General features: G+C 59.1%; 15 protein-coding genes. 5 read left to right on the forward strand and 10 right to left on the reverse strand.

The genetic code is table 11. The features are described 5' to 3' along the window. The 3 genes from ACNA0J_RS11055 to ACNA0J_RS11065 form a co-directional block, all read right to left on the reverse strand. Positions 1-939 carry an ABC transporter permease gene (locus ACNA0J_RS11055; RefSeq protein WP_415818910.1) on the reverse strand — a complete coding sequence of 313 codons (939 nt, stop codon included), beginning with the start codon at positions 937-939 and terminating at the stop codon, positions 1-3. 5 nt (positions 940-944) lie between these two features. Then, positions 945-1,862: an ABC transporter permease gene (locus ACNA0J_RS11060; protein WP_415818911.1), complete on the reverse strand. Its 918-nt coding sequence runs from the start codon at positions 1,860-1,862 to the stop codon at positions 945-947. A 61-nt stretch (positions 1,863-1,923) separates the two neighbouring features. After that, entirely contained in the window at positions 1,924-3,465 is a 1,542-nt protein-coding gene (locus ACNA0J_RS11065; protein WP_415818912.1) for an ABC transporter substrate-binding protein, read from the reverse strand. A 186-nt stretch (positions 3,466-3,651) separates the two neighbouring features. On the opposite strand from ACNA0J_RS11065, the gene ACNA0J_RS11070 reads away from it, so the two are divergent. Next, positions 3,652-5,184: a TPM domain-containing protein gene (locus ACNA0J_RS11070; RefSeq protein WP_415818913.1), complete on the forward strand. Its 1,533-nt coding sequence runs from the start codon at positions 3,652-3,654 to the stop codon at positions 5,182-5,184. A 32-nt stretch (positions 5,185-5,216) separates the two neighbouring features. Here the strand turns inward: ACNA0J_RS11070 and dld are convergent, their stop codons facing one another. Beyond that, on the reverse strand, positions 5,217-6,953 hold the full coding sequence (dld, locus tag ACNA0J_RS11075; protein ID WP_415818914.1) for a D-lactate dehydrogenase: 1,737 nt from the start codon (positions 6,951-6,953) through the stop codon (positions 5,217-5,219). On the opposite strand from dld, the gene ACNA0J_RS11080 reads away from it, so the two are divergent. Further along, positions 6,952-7,110, forward strand: a complete 159-nt coding sequence (locus ACNA0J_RS11080; protein ID WP_415818915.1) for a hypothetical protein — start codon at positions 6,952-6,954, stop codon at positions 7,108-7,110. The two genes, dld and ACNA0J_RS11080, sit on opposite strands and share 2 nt — an antisense overlap. A 10-nt stretch (positions 7,111-7,120) precedes the next feature. On the opposite strand, the gene ACNA0J_RS11085 is transcribed toward ACNA0J_RS11080, so the two are convergent. Continuing rightward, positions 7,121-8,506 (reverse strand): ATP-binding protein, encoded by a 1,386-nt coding sequence (locus tag ACNA0J_RS11085; RefSeq protein ID WP_415818916.1) that lies wholly within the window; start codon positions 8,504-8,506, stop codon positions 7,121-7,123. Beyond that, positions 8,503-9,231: a response regulator gene (locus ACNA0J_RS11090; protein ID WP_415818917.1), complete on the reverse strand. Its 729-nt coding sequence runs from the start codon at positions 9,229-9,231 to the stop codon at positions 8,503-8,505. Before ACNA0J_RS11090 ends, ACNA0J_RS11085 begins: the two co-directional genes overlap by 4 nt. A 313-nt stretch (positions 9,232-9,544) precedes the next feature. Here ACNA0J_RS11090 and ACNA0J_RS11095 point away from each other — a divergent pair, with 313 nt between their 5' ends. From ACNA0J_RS11095 to ACNA0J_RS11105, 3 genes are read left to right on the forward strand one after another with little or no spacing between them, the layout of a single operon-like run. Continuing rightward, on the forward strand, positions 9,545-10,771 hold the full coding sequence (locus tag ACNA0J_RS11095) for an efflux RND transporter periplasmic adaptor subunit (protein ID WP_415818918.1): 1,227 nt from the start codon (positions 9,545-9,547) through the stop codon (positions 10,769-10,771). Between the two features lies 1 nt (position 10,772). Next, positions 10,773-12,782: a MacB family efflux pump subunit gene (locus tag ACNA0J_RS11100; RefSeq protein WP_415818919.1), complete on the forward strand. Its 2,010-nt coding sequence runs from the start codon at positions 10,773-10,775 to the stop codon at positions 12,780-12,782. Further along, the gene (locus ACNA0J_RS11105) at positions 12,779-14,197 is read left to right on the forward strand and encodes an efflux transporter outer membrane subunit (RefSeq protein WP_415818920.1); all 1,419 of its coding nucleotides are present in this window, start codon (positions 12,779-12,781) and stop codon (positions 14,195-14,197) included. Before ACNA0J_RS11100 ends, ACNA0J_RS11105 begins: the two co-directional genes overlap by 4 nt. Positions 14,198-14,319: 122 nt before the next feature. Here ACNA0J_RS11105 and ACNA0J_RS11110 read toward each other — a convergent pair whose 3' ends face one another. From ACNA0J_RS11110 to atpA, 4 genes are all read right to left on the reverse strand, one after another. Continuing rightward, positions 14,320-14,745 carry a F0F1 ATP synthase subunit epsilon gene (locus ACNA0J_RS11110; RefSeq protein ID WP_415818921.1) on the reverse strand — a complete coding sequence of 142 codons (426 nt, stop codon included), beginning with the start codon at positions 14,743-14,745 and terminating at the stop codon, positions 14,320-14,322. Positions 14,746-14,754: 9 nt separating this feature from the next. Continuing rightward, positions 14,755-16,155: a F0F1 ATP synthase subunit beta gene (gene atpD / locus ACNA0J_RS11115; RefSeq protein WP_415818922.1), complete on the reverse strand. Its 1,401-nt coding sequence runs from the start codon at positions 16,153-16,155 to the stop codon at positions 14,755-14,757. A 43-nt stretch (positions 16,156-16,198) separates the two neighbouring features. After that, positions 16,199-17,104 (reverse strand): F0F1 ATP synthase subunit gamma, encoded by a 906-nt coding sequence (gene atpG, locus ACNA0J_RS11120; RefSeq protein ID WP_415818923.1) that lies wholly within the window; start codon positions 17,102-17,104, stop codon positions 16,199-16,201. Positions 17,105-17,204: 100 nt separating this feature from the next. Beyond that, a complete protein-coding gene (gene atpA / locus ACNA0J_RS11125) occupies positions 17,205-18,746 on the reverse strand; it encodes a F0F1 ATP synthase subunit alpha (RefSeq protein WP_415818924.1) in 1,542 nt (513 codons plus the stop codon). Positions 18,747-18,757 lie beyond the last annotated feature (11 nt).

Consider the following 18,757-nt stretch of genomic DNA (forward strand, 5'->3'; position numbering starts at 1 on the left):
CTAGTTGCGCTTGTCCGGCGAGGTCACGTCGCGCAGTCCATCACCCAGCAAGTTGGCTCCCATGACCAACAGGAACAGCGCCATGCCAGGCAGCACTACCAGCCACGGACGATGGAAAATGGCCATCTTTCCTTCGGATATCATCAACCCCCACGAAGACGTAGGGGGCTGGATACCGACCCCCAGGAACGACAGTGCTGCCTCGGCCAGCACCGCAATGCCGATCTCGAACGTAAACACCACGATGATCTGATTGAGCAGATTGGGCAAGATTTCGTGAAACAGAATCTGGCGGCGATTGCTGCCGACGGCTCGTGCCGCCGCAACAAAATCGAGTTGCCGCAAGCGCAGCGTGCTGGTGCGTGTCACTACCAGGTAATACGTCCAGTGCAGTCCCCCGATGATGCCGATCACCACCCAGAGCGATGGCCCAATGATGAACACCAGCGCCATCGCCAGCAGCAACCCTGGTAACGCCAACTGGCACGTCAGTAAAAAGCTGACCAGCGAATCGACCCGTCCGCCGAAGTATCCCGCGCACACACCCAGTGTCACGCCGATCACACAGCCGACACTCGCCGCGCCGAAACCGACGATGAGTGAAATGCGCGTACCGTAGATCAGGCGGCTGAGATAATCGCGACCGACCTGGTCCGTACCCAGCACATAGTCCCATGAGCCCCCGGCTTGCCAGACCGGAGGCAGCAGGCGGTGGGCCAGCGATTGCGCATAGGGATCATGAGGCGCCAGCCACGGCGCACCGACAGCTACTACCGTCAATACCAACAAAATCAGCGCACCCGCCTGCAGCCCGCGATGTCCCCGCACACGTCGCCAGAATGCCTGGCGACGTTGCGCGTCAAGGTCATCGGCAACGTCCGGCGCATCGCTCACCGGCATCGACACCGTATCAACTCGCAAAGTCTGTTCTCGATTCACGTGCCTCACCCCATGCGTATGCGCGGATCGAGCACAGCATTGAGCATGTCCGCCAAAAAGTTCATCACTATGAATACCAATGCAAAGATGAAGATCAACATCTGCACGGTCGGAATATCACTCCCCAGAATTGATTGCAGCGTCAGCCGGCCCAGGCCATTGATCGCGAAGATCGACTCCACAATCACCGACCCACCGAACTTCTGCCCCAACTGCACCGCCAACACACTGACGATGGGCAGCATGGCGTTGCGCATGGCATGCCGCATCAACAGCGACGCGCCACGATAGCCCTTGGCACGTGCTGTGCGCACATAATCAGACCCCATGACTTCGATCAGCCCCGCACGAGTCAATCGCATCACAGCGGGTACCGAACTGGTCCCCAGCACCAGAGCCGGCAGCACATAATGCAACCAGGTCGAATCACCAGAGACCGGAAAGATCGGAACCATCACACTGAACAAAATTACGAGGATCAATCCCAACCAGAAATTCGGGATCGCCTGCGCCGATACGGCCACGCCCAGCGAGAGCCGGTCCAGCGCGGAGTTCGGCCTCAAGGCCGCCACCACGCCCAAAGGAATCGCCAGGAGCACCGTCACCGCAATCGACATCAAAGCCAGACGAATCGTCGGCGGTGCATGCTTGGCAACCAGTTGCCCCACCGAATCGTGCCAGTAGTAACTACGGCCGAAATCGCCGCGCACGGCGTCGGACAGCCAACTCCCGTAGCGCTCGAGAAATGGCCGATCGAAACCATACTCATGGCGAATTTGCTCGACCAACTCGGGTTCGGCATTCTCGCCTGCAATGGCTTGGGCAGGATCGGTCGCCAGATTCAAGAGCATGAACGTGGCAAATGACACCGCCAACGCCACTAGAACCGCCAAACCAAGGCGTCTCAGCGCAAAGCGCAACATGGATAGTCTCCGTCTAGGAAAATACGCTCCGCCACATCAGGCGGTATACGGCATGCCCGGTTCAGGGTTGTTTCCAGCGCGCCTCGTAGAGACGCGGCAGACCATCAGGAGGAATAGGGAAATCCAGGACGGGCGACATCAGGTAGTTCACTGAATAGGTGTATAGCGGAATCCAGTACGCCTGGTCGGCGATGATCTGCAGGGCCTGATGGTACAGGTCGGTGCGACGCGCCTTGTCATTCGTGCGCTCGGCATCCATGACGAACTGGGCCACCTGTGGATTGCGCGACAGATTGCGATCGGTGTCACCAAAATGGACGCGTGCGATCATCGCCGTGTCAGCCGTGCCGCCATTGGCCCATGAACCGATATAGGCGCGAATCTTGCCTTCGGCTCGCGCACGATCCAACGACGCCAATTGACCATAGCGCAGCTTGACGTTGACACCGGCAGCCGACAGATCGGCGGCTACGGCCTCTGCCACGGCACGATCACGGTAGGCCCACAGCTCCAGCGGTTCGCTCTTCTTGTATCCGGCTTCGGCCAACAAGGACTTGGCCTTGTTCAGGTCATAAGCGTAGTGCGGCACATCTTGCGAACAACCGAACTGCGCGGGATGACAAGCCGTAAACAACGGCTGGGCAACTCCCCCCACCAGAAATTCCGCAATGGCCTTGCGATTGACAGCGTAGTTCAAGGCGCGTCGCACGTTGAGATCGGTCAGCGAACTCGGACCTGCCACACCCCCTGCGTCCAGCACGACGAAGCTGACGCGCAAGCTGGGACCGGCCTGATGGACTGCGCGTCCACTTGCCGCCATACTCTGCGCGACATCCAGCGGCATGTCGTACGCCCAGTCCACACCACCACTCATCAATTCCGCCTGCTGCGTTCCCCAGTCGGGAATCGTACGTGCAACGATGCGGCCAATCGCAGCACGCCCCTTGGGGCTGCCGGCATAGTAATTGTCGAACCGCACCAACACAGCACGCTGCCCTGGCTCAAAGGACTCAACGCGGTACGGCCCCAATCCATCCGGACGTAGCGCCTGGGCACCACGATCGTCTTTACCATCGACTTGATAAGCGCCATCGCGACGAATCGGGATACGACGCGCCATATCGCGCAATGCCAGGGGGTATACATCCTTCAAATGAAAGCGAACCTGGTACGGGCCGAGCTTCTCGACACGCTCGAGCCAGCGGCTCACCGTGCCTGACGCACGGGTACCACTGTCTGGCGACAGCACCCAGTTATACGTGTAGACCACATCGTCAGCCGAGAATGAAGCACCGCTATGGAAATGCACTCCTTCGCGCAACGTCACATCGATTGTGGTGTCGTCCACGTAGGTATACGAGGTCGCCAGCATGGGCGAGATCTCGTTGGTCTGCGTATCGACATCAAACAAACGATCATCAGTGAGATCCGACAGGATCACGTGTTCCTGCGACGTGGTGTACAGATAATCCAGATTCACCACCTCGCGCTGAAAAGCCACCACTAGCGTATCGTCATCAGGCCCGGCCCAGGCGCTCGGGGCCGAGACTGTACACGTCAAAGCAAACGCGGCCACCCAGCGCCGACAGTATCGCGACAGCATGTCGTCTCCTTGGAATTATCAGAATTTCAGGCATGCTACCGTGACGATTATCTGCGTAACTTCGAATTATCTGCATAACACATCGAATTATCGCAACAGTCACGGGCCGTGCACGCCTTCCGGCAAACGCTGACGCCGTGCAAAAAGTTGTTACGAACCCGGCGAACCCCGAAAGTTTGCCACGCTATGATGCGAGCTCTCGTCACAACGCTGCCGGAATACGCGATGCCTCGGCAATTTCTTCTGCTGGTTTCTACACTCATCGGCCTGCTCTTGAGCATCAATACCTATGCTCAGTATTCCGTCGAGTCGCTACCCAATCCCAAAGACCGCGGCGATAGCCATTACGTCAGCGACCCGGACGGCAATCTACAAGGCAGCACCGTCGCAGAACTCGATGCCATCAGCGCCACCATCGAACAAACGAACGGCAGCGAATTCGCCATCGCAGTGGTCAATGATTATCAGGGCGGCAGCGATTTTCAATTTGCGCTCGATCTCTTTAATCATTGGGGCATCGGCAAACAAGGGGCCAATAACGGTCTGCTGCTTTTCCTCGCGATGGACCGGCACGAATACCGGTTTATCAGCGGCTACGGCGTGGAAGGTATATTTCCGGATGCCTTGTTAAAGCAGATCGGAGAACGCTATCTCGTTCCGTATTTGCAGTCCGGCAATACGGATATGGCAGTCTTGTCTGCGGCCAAGGCAATAGAAAGCGTGTTTCTGTCACCTGAGCACGCACTGGAGCTGGAAGGCCTAAAAGCCTACGAACCGACCTTCTGGAACCGACACAGCGAGGCACTCGATAAATCCGGCTTTGTGATCGTGCTGTTTGCCGTCGCCATGCTGTGGATGAGCCTGGCACGTAAACGCGTACTGAAGAGATTTGCCATAAAGAGCACCAAGTACGAAGGCCATCCTTTCTGGCTTGGACTCTTCACCTATGTGTTCCTGCTCTTTATGAGCCTGTTTGTTTTTCTTTTGACGGAAACGATCGAACAGGTCTATCAATTCAAGAACCTGCCCTACTTTGTCGCGACGTTTTGTGCGTTGATATTGAGTTTTCATTACCACGCCTGCTCCACCCTGCTTGAGCGCAGCACCAAGGATAAAAAGACAGCCTTGGACATGCGCACCTCATTCACGCGCTGGAGTCTATTGCCACTGGTGCTCGCACCGTTTGCTTATCTGGCCTACGCCGGAGTCGTGAAAAACGGCAGACTGGCGCGCTTGCGGGCGACGCCACCCGACAACTCGGGAGACTGGTCACGTCAGAGCCGCGACAAGCTGACGCCGAAGGACTTGATGCGCTATCTCACCAGCGAGCAGCAATGCGAAGAGAAAATCGAGTCAAAATCGTATGAGATCTGGATCAACCAGAAAACCGGCGCCAATCAGCTCAGCGGCTTTGCCGGGAAGCAGGCCAAGTCGTTCAGCATCTGCCCGCAATGCCATGCACAGACTCTGAAAAAACCAGCGATCAAAGTCATAGAACCCTCGACCTATTCCGAGGAAGGAAAAGGCGAGCGCATCCAGACGTGCGCGTATTGCGACTATAAAAAATCACTGGGCTTCATTGCGCTCGCTGTACTGAGCGACAGCGACAGCTCCAGTTCCGGCGGTTCCAGTAGTGGCGGCGGAGGCAGCAGCAGTTCATCAAGCGGGAGTTTTGGCGGTGGCTCCAGCGGCGGTGGCGGCGCTGGAGGACGGTGGTAGCCGACAATGCGGGCACCTTAGCCGTCGCGGCATTACTCCCGATAATTCACGTACTTGGACAGAAATCCAATACCCGGGTTAAAGCAGTTGCACGGGTCCAGCTTCTTATAAAAAGCCTGCAACTGCGGCTTGGCCTGATATAGATGGCCTACATTGTGCTCGGCGGGATACTCGGCGCCTCTGGCATCCAGCAGTTCCAGCATCTGGTGCTCGATCGCCATGCAATCGTGCCCCTTGCGAATGATGTAGTCCTGATGAAAAACGTGGCACAAAAAATGCCCGTAGTACAGTTTCATCTCGATCGCATCATCGAACTTCGCCGGCAGACGCTCGAACCAATCGCGGTCGTCGCGCCGCAATGCGATGTCCAATGCAACGATGTCTTCTACCGTCGAACCATGCACAGCCCGGTAGCGGACCGCCGCACTGGCTGCCGCAAAGCGATGCAGAAAGGCCTTCCTGCCTTCTTCCTCGGTGCATTCGAAATAACCGCCTCGGCCTTGTGCAAAATACTGGGATAAAAAGGCCTGTGCTTCGGCGACCCCTTCGGCCGGGATCTTGAGCATCAGGTGATGCTCGTACTCATTGCGATAAGCCAGCAGCCGAGCCGGCAGATGATTGGGTAGCAGCCGGCTGAAAAATTGCATCAGACGGTCGCTGAGATTGGCGGGAAAAATACCGAGCCGTTCAAAGAATGCGTCGCAGCGATTTTTCAGGTTGAAGAACGCCGGCAAGCGATCCGTGCCGAAATGCTCGATGATCCAGAAGAGATCTTTGCCATAGCGCGCCGCCACATCAAAAGCATCTCGATGCACGTATTCACCAGCAATGGGCAGATGCTCGAACGTGCCTAATGCATGACGACGAATGTCAGTCAGCACCGAGGTGTCGTTCGTACCGATATAGAACACCTTGGCGCCACGTGCGGCGGGAAAGGTATCGAGTCTGACCGCAAAGACCATGACCTTGCCTGCAGAGCCCGAGGCCTCGCGCAAACGCAGCGGGTCGGCGTTGTAGCGAGCAGGGGTTGAGGCATCGATATCACGGACATGCTTGGCGTAGCCATGATCTGAGGCGGCGCCGGCGTCACGCACGACGTCCTGGTCCGAAAACCCACGGCTCTCGAGCTTGGCCAGGATCGATTCCGGATCGGCCCCAAGCTCGATACCCAGGTGATTGACCAGATGCAGTTTTCCCTCTGCATCAACAGCCCCGTACAGCGCCATCTCTGTATAGGCGGGCCCACGATTGACGAGAGAGCCGCCCGAGTTATTGCACACGCCGCCGATGACCGACGCCCCAATACAAGATGATCCAATGACCGAATGCGGCTCACGCCCCAATGGCTTGAGCACTCGCTCTAGCTGATCGAGCGTCGAGCCCGGCAGGCATACCACCTGGCGGCCGTCTTCGATCACGTGCACTTTCTTGATGCGGCTGGTGCTGATGATGACGATATCGCGATCGTAGTCCTCGCCATGCGGGGTAGAGCCGCCCGTCAGGCCGGTATTCGACGCCTGGGCGATGATGGCCACGCCTGCCGCCACGCATTGTTCCAGGACTTTCCATTGCTCGACCAGCGAGCCAGGGCGCACGACCGCGAGTGCCTTGCCCCGGCCGAAACGAAAACCGGTGCAATAGCGGCGCATCGCCCGATCGTCCGTGAGCACCTGCGAAGCGCCCACGATAGTGGACAGCGAGGTCAGCAATCGCTGGCGCACCTCAGGCGTTTGCGCCGAGGTGACCGTCGGCAGGATGACATCAGACATGAATCCTCTCTCTACATTTGGCATGTTGTTCTTTTTATTCACTGGACAGAGCCAGTTTGGCATTGAATCGCTCACGCGCGAAAACGCCACCTATTTGACACCAAATGATAGGGGTGGCGCCAACATAGCGCCTATCCTGAAAATTGAGGGGCTTTGAGGGGCAACGATTAGGACTTGTCCGCATAGCGCGGACGCGACCAATGGACCGTCGCCTGCAATCCTCCTTCTGTGCGGTTGCTCAACGTTACGGTGGCACCATCGTTGGCAGCCAGGGTGCGAGCGATGGTCAGCCCCAAACCTACCCCGCCTGTCTCGCGAGAGCGAGATGTCTCTAGCCTGACAAACGGCTGGAATACCGCCTCGAACATGTCTGCCGGCATGCCTGGCCCGGCATCGCACACCTCAACCGTTACACCACTCTCGTCGGCGCGGGCAGAGACTCGAACCTGATGCCCGTACTTCAAGGCATTGTCCACCAAATTCGAAAAAAGCCGCTGCATGGCCAAAGGCCGCAGCATCAGTACTGCACCACAGCCTTGTTCAAATACCGCGTCATGGCCGGTCTCTGCCGCGTCCTCAATGATGCTTTCCAGCAAAGAATCCAGATCCAGCGCAACGGGCGCCTCTGACGTGGTGGCGCTGCGCGCAAGATCCAGGCCCTCTCGGACCAGCGCCCGCATCGCGCCTAAATCGGCAATCAATCGTTCGCGCAACGCTTCGTCGGCAACGTCCTCGAAGCGCAGGCGCAAACGCGTCATGGGCGTCTGCAGATCGTGCGTGATCGCCGCCAACATGTGCGTGCGTTCCTCCAGGTGCCGTTGCAAGCGGCGTTGCATGGCGTTGAATGCATCGGCCGCACGGCGGACTTCGAGCGGGCCGCGTAATATCAACGGCGGCCGCTCCAGATTTTGCCCCAGCTCATCGGCCGCATCGGCGAGTTGACGCAAAGGCCGGCTGGCCAGACGCGCCACCGTAAATGCCAGCAATCCAATGCATAGGGTGAGCAGCGAAATATAAATCGGGTCTGCCGCAAGCGCCTTGACCCGCATGACGGGCGGACCGCCCATTGCCAGCACAAGCGGTGTACCGTCCTGCAGTTGAATCTGGACAATGCGGCACGTCGGCTCTGGCATGTCGGGATCGAACTCATCATCTCGCCCAGGTTGCGGCACGAAATCGGGCAGCGGGGGACGGCATACGAACTCGTCCGCCGTCTGCACACGGACCTGGGAAAAGCGCGCATACTGCGAGGCCAATACCTGGGCAAACTTCGTGTCCGGCTCCTCTGTCTGGACATCAGAGGGCGCGCGATGAATACCGGGTCCACCTAACTCGATCAGACGCTGCCGCAATTCTGCCGGGCTGTTGTCCAGCATGTTGACGTAACCATGCAAACGATCGGCTGCACGCACCATATTCTGGTGCTCTTCGTCTTGTTGACGGCGGGCTTCAGCCAGGACGGTCGCCAGTAACGCTGCGGCTGACATTCCCAACAGCAAGATCAGAAACAGCCGGCCGGCCATCGTACCGAAGAACCGGCGCAGGCGTTTCATTCCAACGTAACCGCTGCGGCCAGGACGTAGCCTTCGTTGCGCACGGTTTTGATCGGACCGATGCTGCCGCCCGCCGTGCCGAATTTATGACGCAAGCGGCTGACCTGCAGATCGATGGCTCGCTCCTGTCCCTCGTATTCGCGGCGCGAGGTCAGCGAGGCCAGCTGCTCGCGCGAAAGGATCTTGTTGGCATGGCCGACAAACACGCGCAGCAAACGGAATTCCGCCCCCGACAACATGATGACGCGTCCGCCCGGGTCCACCAGATGACGCCGCTCCAGATCGAACATCCAGCCCACGAAGTGAGCCCGGCGGATGGCGAGCGGCTCGAGATTGACGGGCAGCGCCTCGGTGCGGCGCAACACGTTGCGAATACGCGCCAGTAATTCGCGCGGCTCGAAAGGCTTGGCCAGATAATCATCGGCCCCCATCTCCAGGCCCAGCACCCGGTCGATGGCCTCGCCGCGCGCCGTCAGCATGATGACGGGCGTTCTCGATTTGGCCCGCAGATCCCGGCATAGGGTCAGGCCGTCTTCGCCGGGCAGGTTCAAGTCCAACACAATCAGATCGATGTGTTCTCGGTCCAGGATAGAGCGCATTTCAGTGCCCTGGCTGGCGGTAACCACCCGATAGCCCGCGCGGCCTAGTTGTTCGGCCAGCAGGGTTCGGATGTCCACATCGTCATCGACGATGAGTAAGCGGTGCACGCAGAGTTCCTCGTTCATGGAAAGGAGCATCCATTTTATTCACCTGAATTGCACGCGGTTTTTTTTGTCGCGACGTAGCAGGTCCTCTATGCGATTGATATGTTACGACATACCCCAAGGCCATGTTGACAAAGAACGACATATTCTGAGCATTGCGGCTGCGCATGCGGGCCTTCAGACTGTAACAGCTTCAGGGCGTTTCGAAGCCCACCCCGGGCATGCTGAAACGGCTAAGATCGGCGCCGTTCGCTTCTGTTGATGTTAGTCTCTGCCTCGATCCGCACAACATGCCCTCCTCCCTTTCTCGGCCTCATCCGCTGAGCTTAATCAAGTGAAGTCCTCCTTTTTTCGCCGCCCCCGCACCTGGCTGATTGTCGTGTGCCTGCTTATCGCCGCTGTCGCCGCGATGCTATTCTGGCCCAAGCCTGCCACCCCCAGCCTGGCGACCTCGCCGGTGACCCGAGGCAGCATAGAAGACTCGGTCGTGGCCGTGGGCACCATCAAACCGTCCAAACTGGTCAGCGTGGGCGCGCAGGCCTCCGGCCGCATCGAATCACTCAAGGTCGAACTCGGCGATCAGGTGAAATCCGGCGATCTGATTGCCGAAATTGATTCTCGGACCCAGGTCAATGCCCTGAAAAGCGCTCAAGCCTCATTGGAAAATGCCCGAGCCTCGCGCGACGTGCAGGTAGCAAACCTGCGGCAATACGAACTGGCCTATAAGCGGCAACAAACCATGCTCGCTGCACAGGCCTCATCCCAGGCGGACTACGATACGGCGCTGGCCAATCTGAACGCCACTCGGGCGCAGATCCGCGCCTTGAATGCGTCCATCGCCAGCGAAGAGACCAGCGTCTCTACCGCACAGACGAATCTGGATTACACCAAGATCACGGCCCCGATGGATGGCACGGTGTTGGCCGTGGTGTCCAAACAGGGCCAGACGGTCAACGCCAATCAAAGCACCCCTACGATAGTCATGCTGGGCGACTTGAGCACCATGACGGTCTATGCCGAGATATCCGAGGCCGATGTCGTACGCGCCAAAGCGGGCCAGAAGGTCTATTTCACGATACTGGGCAATACCGGCAAACGCTACGAAAGCACGCTGCGAAAAATAGAGCCCGCGCCGGAATCGATCACGAGCGAAGACTCCACCAGTTCGTCCAGCGCCTCCAGTTCGAGCTCGAGTTCGACGAGCACGGCGATCTATTACAACGGGCTGTTTGACATCGCCAATCCGTCCAATGAGCTGCGCACGTATATGACGGCCGAAGTCCACGTCGTGCTCGCCGATGCCCAGGACGCCTTGATCATCCCTGCAACGGCGCTCGGGCCGCAGGGTCCCGATGGCGGCTACATGGTGCAGGTCGTCGGCCAGGACGGACGTCCGCAGCCCCGCGCCATCAAGATCGGCATCAATAATCGTGCGAATGTCGAAGTGCTGTCTGGCCTGAAGCAGGGCGAGCGCGTCGTGGTGGGCGAAGCCGCTGCAGGCCTCAACGCCACCGCTGCGAACAATCGCCGACGCGGCGGCCCTCCGCCCATGGGTTTCTGATATGTCCGACGCACTGCTGCAACTGCGCGGGCTGAGCCGCAGCTTTCCTGCGGGCGACGAAACCCTGACGGTGCTCAAGCATCTGGATCTGGATATCCACGCAGGCGAGATGGTCGCTATTGTCGGCGCATCGGGGTCAGGCAAATCGACCCTGATGAACATCCTGGGCTGCCTGGATCGTCCCACCGAAGGCGTCTATCGCGTCGCGGGACGCGAGACGCATTTGATGTCACCGGATGAGCTCGCACAATTGCGGCGCGAGCATTTCGGGTTTGTGTTCCAGCGCTACCACTTGCTGGGCGATCTGAATGCGCAAGGCAATGTCGAAGTACCCGCAGTGTATGCAGGACAAGCCCGCAGTACCAGGCATGCGCGCGCACATCAGTTATTGGCGCGCCTGAAGCTGGCGGATCGTATCGGCCATCGTCCGGGCCAATTGTCTGGCGGACAGCAGCAGCGCGTCAGTATTGCGCGTGCCTTGATGAATGGCGGGCAGGTCATTCTGGCCGACGAACCTACTGGTGCGCTGGATAGCCGGTCGGGTGAAGAGGTCATGGGCATTCTGCAAGAGCTGCATGCCCAAGGGCACACGATTATTCTCGTGACTCATGACATGTCGGTCGCGCAGCATGCGCAGCGCATTATCGAGCTGCACGATGGCGCGATGATTGCCGACCGGGAAAATCCCTCGGTATTGACCTCGACGTCCATGCCTGTGCGCGACGCGGTGCCGAACGTATCGCGCACAGATCAACATGACGAGGATCTGCCAGCCGCTACCGCACCCCGAGGGCTGGTCACTCAACTGCTGGCGCAATGGGACCGCTTTGCCGAAGCCTTCCGCATGGCGTTGCTGGCCATGAACGCGCATCGGCTGCGTACCCTGCTGACCATGTTGGGGATTGTGATCGGCATCGCATCAGTGGTGCTGGTCGTCGCATTGGGCAAAGGCACGCAAGAACAAGTACTGAGCAATATCAATTCGCTGGGCACCAATACCATTGACGTGTATCCGGGCAGTGGATTTGGCGACATGCGATCGGGCAAAGTCCAGACATTGCGAGCCACGGATGCGCAGGCCCTGGCCAGCCAGAGCTATGTCGATAGCGTCACGCCTAACGTGTCGACATCCGTCACCGCTCGCCGGGGAAACATCTCGGTGACCACGCAAGTCTATGGCGTTGGCGATCAATATTTCCGGGCCAAGGGACTGAAGATCCACGAAGGCGCTTTCTTTGATGCCCAGGCCGTCGATCGTATCGATCGAACTGTCGTGATCGATCCGAACACCCGCGCGCAGCTCTTTCCGCATGGAGAAGATCCTATCGGTCAGATCATCTTGTTAGGTCAAGTGCCTTGCATGGTGATAGGCGTGACACAGAAACAAACGACGGGCTTTGGCAACAGCAGCGACCTGCGTGCCTGGGTACCATATACGTCTGTCATGTCTCGCATGTTGGGGCAATCTTATCTGTCCAGCATCACGGTACGGGTCAGTGACGATACGCCGATGGATGCTGCGGCGCAGGCCATTACCAAGGTACTGCTGCTGCGTCACGGCACGCAGGATTTCTTTCTGAACAACACCGCAGAAATCCGCGAAACCATCGAGAAAACGACGCAAACCATGACCTTGATGGTCGGCGCGATTGCGATGATCTCGTTGATCGTAGGAGGGATAGGCGTGATGAACATCATGCTGGTCTCTGTCACCGAGCGTACTCGCGAGATAGGCGTACGTATGGCAGTGGGTGCGCGCCAGAGCGACATCATGCAGCAGTTTTTGATCGAAGCCGTCGTGGTCTGCATGCTGGGCGGTGTTCTTGGTGTGTTGTGTGCGCTGAGTGTTGGCTGGCTGATCCATGCAGGCAGCGGCTTCAGTCTGTCGTTTTCGAGTTTTTCCATTATTGCGGCCTTTGTATGTTCCAGCCTGATAGGCGTGGTGTTCGGTTTTCTGCCCGCACGCAATGCTGCGCAACTGGATCCGGTAGAGGCGTTGGCACGCGAATGAAATCGTCATTTTTCCGTTTCTCTGTTGTCATGGCCGGCGTCGCGCTGCTGTCGGCCTGCGCCTCGACCGATGCACCGCCAACGCGCGAGCTGCAAGTCCCTGCGAATTACAACCAGGGCATCACCACCGCAAATGGCTCGCAACATCCCATTACCCTGCATGCTACGCATCCCGCCGTGGACATCGCCAAACAGGCGTGGTGGAAGGGCTTTGGCGATGCACGATTGGACCGGCTGATCACCGATGTCCTCGCGGTCAATGCCGACCTGGCATCAGCCGGATTGACCCTGCGCAAGGCCCGTCTGCAGGCAGGCCTGGCCAGCAACGATCTCTGGCCGCAACCCAGTGGCAGCGTCAACACCAACGGCAGCCGCTATCTGGACACGCACGACTCAGTACAACGCAGCAGTAACGCCAATCTGTCATTGAGTTGGGAAATCGATCTATGGGGACGTCTGCGCGCCGCGCGCGATGTCGCGGATTGGGAAGCTCGCGCGACAGCAGAGGACAAAGAAAACACAGCCCTGTCATTGGTCGCAGAGGTCTGCGAACAATACTGGACCTTGGCCTATCTGAATCAAAGCATCGCGTCAGGGCAGGCACATCTCGATCAGTTGCAACAGATCCTGCAACTGGTGCAGGTGCAATTCGGCGCAGGCGCCGTCTCGCAACTCGAGCTGCGAGAAGCACAGCAGAACGTGCAAGCACAACAGATCGCGCAGAGCCAATTGCTGCAAGAACGTGTGGAAACACGCAACGCCATTGCCGTCTTGCGTGATGGCGCGCCCTGGCCCTTGAGCGATGAGCCGGGGAATCTGGACGACGCCCAGAGCCCGCCCCTGCAGGCCGGCGTACCTGCGGAACTGCTGGGCCGGCGGCCGGATCTGCGAGCCGCAGAATTGCGCTTGCGCGAGGCGTTATCCAATATCAAGGCTACGGCCCGCAGCTACTATCCTGCGCTCACGCTCACGGGTAGCGTAGGCACCAGCAGCAGCGCGCTATCTGATGTCCTGCAAAACCCGCTGGGCACACTGGGTGCGGGTCTGACACTGCCATTCTTGAACCTGCCTCAGATGCAGTTGAACACCGACATCGCCAAGACGGAATATGAGATCTCCGCGAGCAATTTTCGGACGACGCTGTACACGGCACTGAAAGAGGTAGGCAACGCACTGAGCGCGCGCGATCAACTCGTCACGCAGGTCGACGCTGCGCAAGCGTCGTTCGATGCCGCGCGAGATGTAGAGCGAATGTACGGTGTGCGCTATCGCTCAGGCGCAGCGGACTTGCGCACCTGGCTGGATGCGCAGCAAACGCTGCGCGATGCGGAGCTATCGCTGGCACAGCGCCGACGCGATCAATTACTGAACGATGTCACGCTGTATCTGGCGTTGGGCGGCAGCGCTACGCAATGATTTCATACCAACATGCCCTCGCATGCACGCAGCAATAAAAAAGGCAGCCATGAGGCTGCCTTTTCTGCTTGCTCGAAAGTATTGCCCCTGACGATCAACGTCAGGGAAGCATACCGTCGTGCTTAGTGCGTACTGCGAGTCTGGCGCAATTTGCGTGCTGCCACGGCCTGGGCTGCCAACATGGCCAGCTCGGCTTCGACAACGGCGATATCGGCCTTGTCCTTGGCGTTGCGCAGGGCTTCTTCGGCCTTGGCGCGTGCCTCAACGGCACGGGCTTCGTCCAGATCGGCGGCGCGAATGGCCGTATCGGCCAACACCGTCACCGAACCCGGCTGCACTTCCAAGATGCCCCCGGCGACGAAGATGTTTTCCTCGGCGCCATCGGGACGGACGATTTTGACCGTACCAGGGCGTATGCGCGAAATCAGCGGGGTGTGGCCGGGCAGAATGCCCAGCTCACCCGCCTCGCCAGGCAGGGTCACGAACTTTGCCTCACCGGCAAAGATCGCTTCTTCTGCGCTGACGACATCCACATGCAGGGTAGCCATATCAGATCCTTATTGCAGTTTCTTGGCCTTCTCGAAGGCTTCGTCGATGGTACCGACCATGTAGAAAGCCTGCTCGGGCAACGCATCGCACTCGCCGTCGACGATCATCTTGAAACCACGGATGGTTTCGGCCAGCGGCACGTATTTACCAGGCGAGCCGGTGAAGACTTCGGCCACGTGGAACGGCTGCGACAGGAAACGCTGGATCTTACGCGCACGGGCCACGGCTTGCTTGTCGTCGGGCGACAGTTCGTCCATACCCAGAATCGCAATGATGTCGCGCAGTTCTTTGTAGCGCTGCAGGGTTTGCTGCACGCCACGGGCCACGGCGTAGTGCTCTTCGCCCACGACTTGCGGGTCGAGCTGACGGCTGGACGAATCCAGCGGATCCACGGCCGGGTAGATACCCAGTGCAGCGATGTCACGCGACAGCACCACGGTCGAGTCCAAATGCTGGAAGGTCGTGGCAGGCGACGGGTCGGTCAAGTCATCCGCAGGCACGTACACGGCCTGGATCGAGGTGATCGAACCGGTCTTGGTCGAGGTGATGCGCTCTTGCAGCACGCCCATTTCCTCAGCCAGCGTCGGCTGGTAACCCACGGCGGAAGGCATACGGCCCAGCAGTGCCGAAACCTCGGTACCGGCCAGGGTGTAACGGTAGATGTTGTCAACGAAGAACAGGATGTCACGGCCTTCGTCGCGGAACTTCTCGGCCATCGTCAGGCCGGTCAGTGCCACACGCAGACGGTTACCCGGGGGTTCGTTCATCTGACCGAACACCATGGCGACCTTGTCCAACACGTTGGACTCTTCCATTTCGTGGTAGAAGTCGTTGCCTTCGCGGGTACGTTCGCCCACCCCGGCAAACACCGACAAACCGCTGTGCTGTTTGGCGATGTTGTTGATCAGCTCCATCATGTTGACGGTCTTGCCCACACCGGCGCCGCCGAACAGACCGACCTTACCGCCCTTGGCGAACGGGCAGACCAAGTCGATAACCTTGATGCCGGTTTCGAGCAGTTCGACCGAAGGCGACAGCTCGTCGAAACGCGGAGCAGCCTGGTGAATGGCGCGCTTTTCTTCGGATTGGATGGGGCCGGCTTCGTCGATGGGACGGCCGAGCACGTCCATGATGCGGCCCAGCGTGCCGTGACCGACGGGCACCGAGATCGGCGCGCCGGTGCCCACGACCGTCATGCCGCGGCGTAGGCCGTCGCTGGAGCCCAGGGCGATGGTACGTACCACGCCGTCGCCCAGCTGTTGTTGGACTTCCAGGGTGAGACCCTTTTCAGCGAACGGCGACGAGTCGTCGGTCAGCGTGAGGGCTTCGTAAATCTTGGGCATGTGATCGCGGGGGAACTGAATATCCACCACGGCGCCGATGCACTGAACGATGGTTCCGTTGCTCATGTCGATTCCTTGCTTGATAGCTTTTTGACGGGATGCAGCCTGCTTACACAGCGGCCGCGCCCCCTACGATTTCCGAAATTTCCTTGGTGATCGCCGCCTGACGGGTCTTGTTGTAGACCAGTTGCAGTTCGCCGATAACCTTTTTAGCGTTGTCCGATGCGGCCTTCATGGCAACCATCCGGGCCGACTGCTCCGAAGCCATGTTTTCCGCCACGGCTTGGTACAGCAGGCCTTCGACGTAACGCTGCAACAGATCGTCGATCACGCCCTTGGCATCGGGTTCGTAGATGTAGTCCCAGCTGTAGTTCGATTTGACTTCAGAGATGTTGCTCAAAGTCTCGGCGCCCGTCTGGAAGGGATCATCCAAACCGCTGGACAGCGGCAGCAGACGCAGGAACACCGGCTCTTGCTTCATGGTGTTCACAAAGCGGGTGGCCGCTACATACAACGCGTCGATCTCGCCATTGAGGTAAGCGTCAAGCTGAACCTTGATCGCGCCCAGCAATCGGTCGAGGTCGGGCTTGTCGCCCAGTTGAACTTCGTTCGAAACCAGTTTGGCGCCGATACGAGTCAACAGACCCAGGCCTTTGTTGCCGAAAGCCGTCGCCTGCACGGCAATGCCGCGCTGTTCGAATTCTTTCAGCTTGGCCAGCGTGACGCGGCTGATGTTGGTGTTCAAGCCGCCGCACAGCCCCTTGTCGGTGGTGACCAGCACCACGCCGACCGCTTTGACGTCGCGCTCGATCAGGTACGGATGACTGTATTCGGGGTTGGCCTGCATCAAGTGCGCAGCAATTTCGCGCACCTTGTTGGCGTACGGACGGCCCGCGCGCATCCGCTCCTGCGCCTTGCGCATTTTGGATGCAGCGACCATTTCCATGGCCTTGGTGATCTTGCGCGTGTTTTGCACGCTCTTGATCTTGGTTCGGATTTCCTTGATTCCGGGCATTGCGCTTTCCTGTTGTAACGGCTCGGCGGGAGGCGGCCGGGGCTTGTCCCCGCCCTACCGTAGGGCGGGGACNNNCCCCGCCGCTACGCCAGACATTGCCTTAAAAAGCACCGTGCTTCTTGAAATCCTGGATGGCAGCAGCCAATTCGGCTTCGTCGTCCTTGGACAGTTCCTTGGTGTCTTCGACACGCTGGATCAGGCCAGCATGCTTGGCCTTGAGTTGATCCTTGAGCGCTTTTTCGAAGGGCAGAACCTGTGCCACGTCCACGTCATCCAGGTAACCGTTGTTGACGGTGTACAACGTCACGGCCAATTCCCACACTTGCAGCGGTTGATATTGAGGCTGCTTGAGCAGTTCGACCACGCGCTTGCCGCGCTCGAGCTGACGGCGCGTCGCGTCGTCAAGGTCGGAGGCGAATTGCGCGAAGGCGGCCAGTTCACGATACTGCGCCAAGTCGGTACGGATACCGCCGGACAGTTTCTTGATGACCTTGGTCTGCGCGGCACCACCCACACGCGACACCGAGATACCGGCGTTGATAGCGGGACGGACACCGGCGTTGAACAGGTCGGTTTCCAGGAAGATCTGACCGTCGGTAATCGAGATCACGTTGGTCGGCACGAAAGCCGACACGTCGCCTGCCTGGGTTTCGATGATCGGCAGCGCGGTGAGCGAGCCGGTCTTGCCCTTGACAGCGCCGTTGGTGAATTTCTCGACGTAGTCTTCGTTGACACGAGCAGCACGCTCGAGCAGACGCGAGTGCAGGTAGAACACATCACCCGGGTAGGCTTCACGGCCAGGAGGACGACGCAGCAGCAGCGAGACTTGACGATAGGCCCAGGCTTGCTTGGTCAGGTCATCATAAATGATCAGGGCATCTTCGCCGCGATCGCGGAAGTATTCGCCCATCGTGCAACCGGCGTAGGCGGCCAGGTACTGCATGGCGGCCGAGTCAGAGGCCGAGGCGGCCACGACGATGGTGTATTCCATGGCGCCGTGCTCTTCGAGCTTGCGCACCACGTTGTTAATGGTCGATGCCTTTTGACCAATGGCGACGTAGACGCAGGTAACGCCCTTGCCTTTTTGGCTGATGATGGTATCGACGGCAACAGCGGTCTTGCCGGTTTGACGGTCACCGATGATCAGTTCGCGCTGGCCGCGGCCGATAGGCACCATCGAATCGATAGCCTTGATACCGGTTTGCAGCGGTTGCGACACCGAGCGACGGGCGATCACACCCGGAGCCACTTTTTCGATGATGTCGGTTTCTTTGGCGTTGATCGGGCCTTTGCCGTCGATCGGCACGCCGAGCGTGTTGACCACACGGCCTTTCAGCTCGGGGCCCACGGGGACTTCGAGAATACGGCCGGTCGTTTTGACCTGGTCGCCTTCGGACACACCGGTGTAGTCGCCCAGAATCACGGCGCCGACGGAATCGCGCTCGAGGTTGAGCGCCAGGCCGAAGACGTTGTTGGGGAACTCGAGCATTTCACCCTGCATCACGTCGGACAGACCGTGAATGCGGGTAATGCCGTCAGTCACGGACACGACGGTGCCCTGGGTGCGAATGTCAGCCGAAGCGCCCAGGCCCTCGATGCGGCTCTTGAGCAGTTCGCTGATCTCGGAGGGATTGAGTTGCATATTGACTCCTG

The organism is Bordetella tumbae, assembly GCF_965139195.1.
GTDB lineage: Bacteria > Pseudomonadota > Gammaproteobacteria > Burkholderiales > Burkholderiaceae_B > Bordetella_A > Bordetella_A tumbae.

Excerpts from the sequence above, each read along its gene's own strand:
- atpG (WP_415818923.1), bottom strand. The coding sequence starts at position 17,104 with ATGCCCGGAATCAAGGAAATCCGAACCAAGATCAAGAGCGTGCAAAAC.
- dld (WP_415818914.1), bottom strand. The coding sequence starts at position 6,953 with ATGTCTGATGTCATCCTGCCGACGGTCACCTCGGCGCAAACGCCTGAG.
- atpA (WP_415818924.1), bottom strand. The coding sequence starts at position 18,746 with ATGCAACTCAATCCCTCCGAGATCAGCGAACTGCTCAAGAGCCGCATC.
- ACNA0J_RS11060 (WP_415818911.1), bottom strand. The coding sequence starts at position 1,862 with ATGTTGCGCTTTGCGCTGAGACGCCTTGGTTTGGCGGTTCTAGTGGCG.
- ACNA0J_RS11085 (WP_415818916.1), bottom strand. The coding sequence starts at position 8,506 with ATGAAACGCCTGCGCCGGTTCTTCGGTACGATGGCCGGCCGGCTGTTT.
- ACNA0J_RS11090 (WP_415818917.1), bottom strand. The coding sequence starts at position 9,231 with ATGAACGAGGAACTCTGCGTGCACCGCTTACTCATCGTCGATGACGAT.
- ACNA0J_RS11100 (WP_415818919.1), top strand. The coding sequence starts at position 10,773 with ATGTCCGACGCACTGCTGCAACTGCGCGGGCTGAGCCGCAGCTTTCCT.
- atpD (WP_415818922.1), bottom strand. The coding sequence starts at position 16,155 with ATGAGCAACGGAACCATCGTTCAGTGCATCGGCGCCGTGGTGGATATT.
- ACNA0J_RS11105 (WP_415818920.1), top strand. The coding sequence starts at position 12,779 with ATGAAATCGTCATTTTTCCGTTTCTCTGTTGTCATGGCCGGCGTCGCG.
- ACNA0J_RS11065 (WP_415818912.1), bottom strand. The coding sequence starts at position 3,465 with ATGCTGTCGCGATACTGTCGGCGCTGGGTGGCCGCGTTTGCTTTGACG.
- ACNA0J_RS11070 (WP_415818913.1), top strand. The coding sequence starts at position 3,652 with ATGATGCGAGCTCTCGTCACAACGCTGCCGGAATACGCGATGCCTCGG.
- ACNA0J_RS11110 (WP_415818921.1), bottom strand. The coding sequence starts at position 14,745 with ATGGCTACCCTGCATGTGGATGTCGTCAGCGCAGAAGAAGCGATCTTT.
- ACNA0J_RS11080 (WP_415818915.1), top strand. The coding sequence starts at position 6,952 with ATGAATCCTCTCTCTACATTTGGCATGTTGTTCTTTTTATTCACTGGA.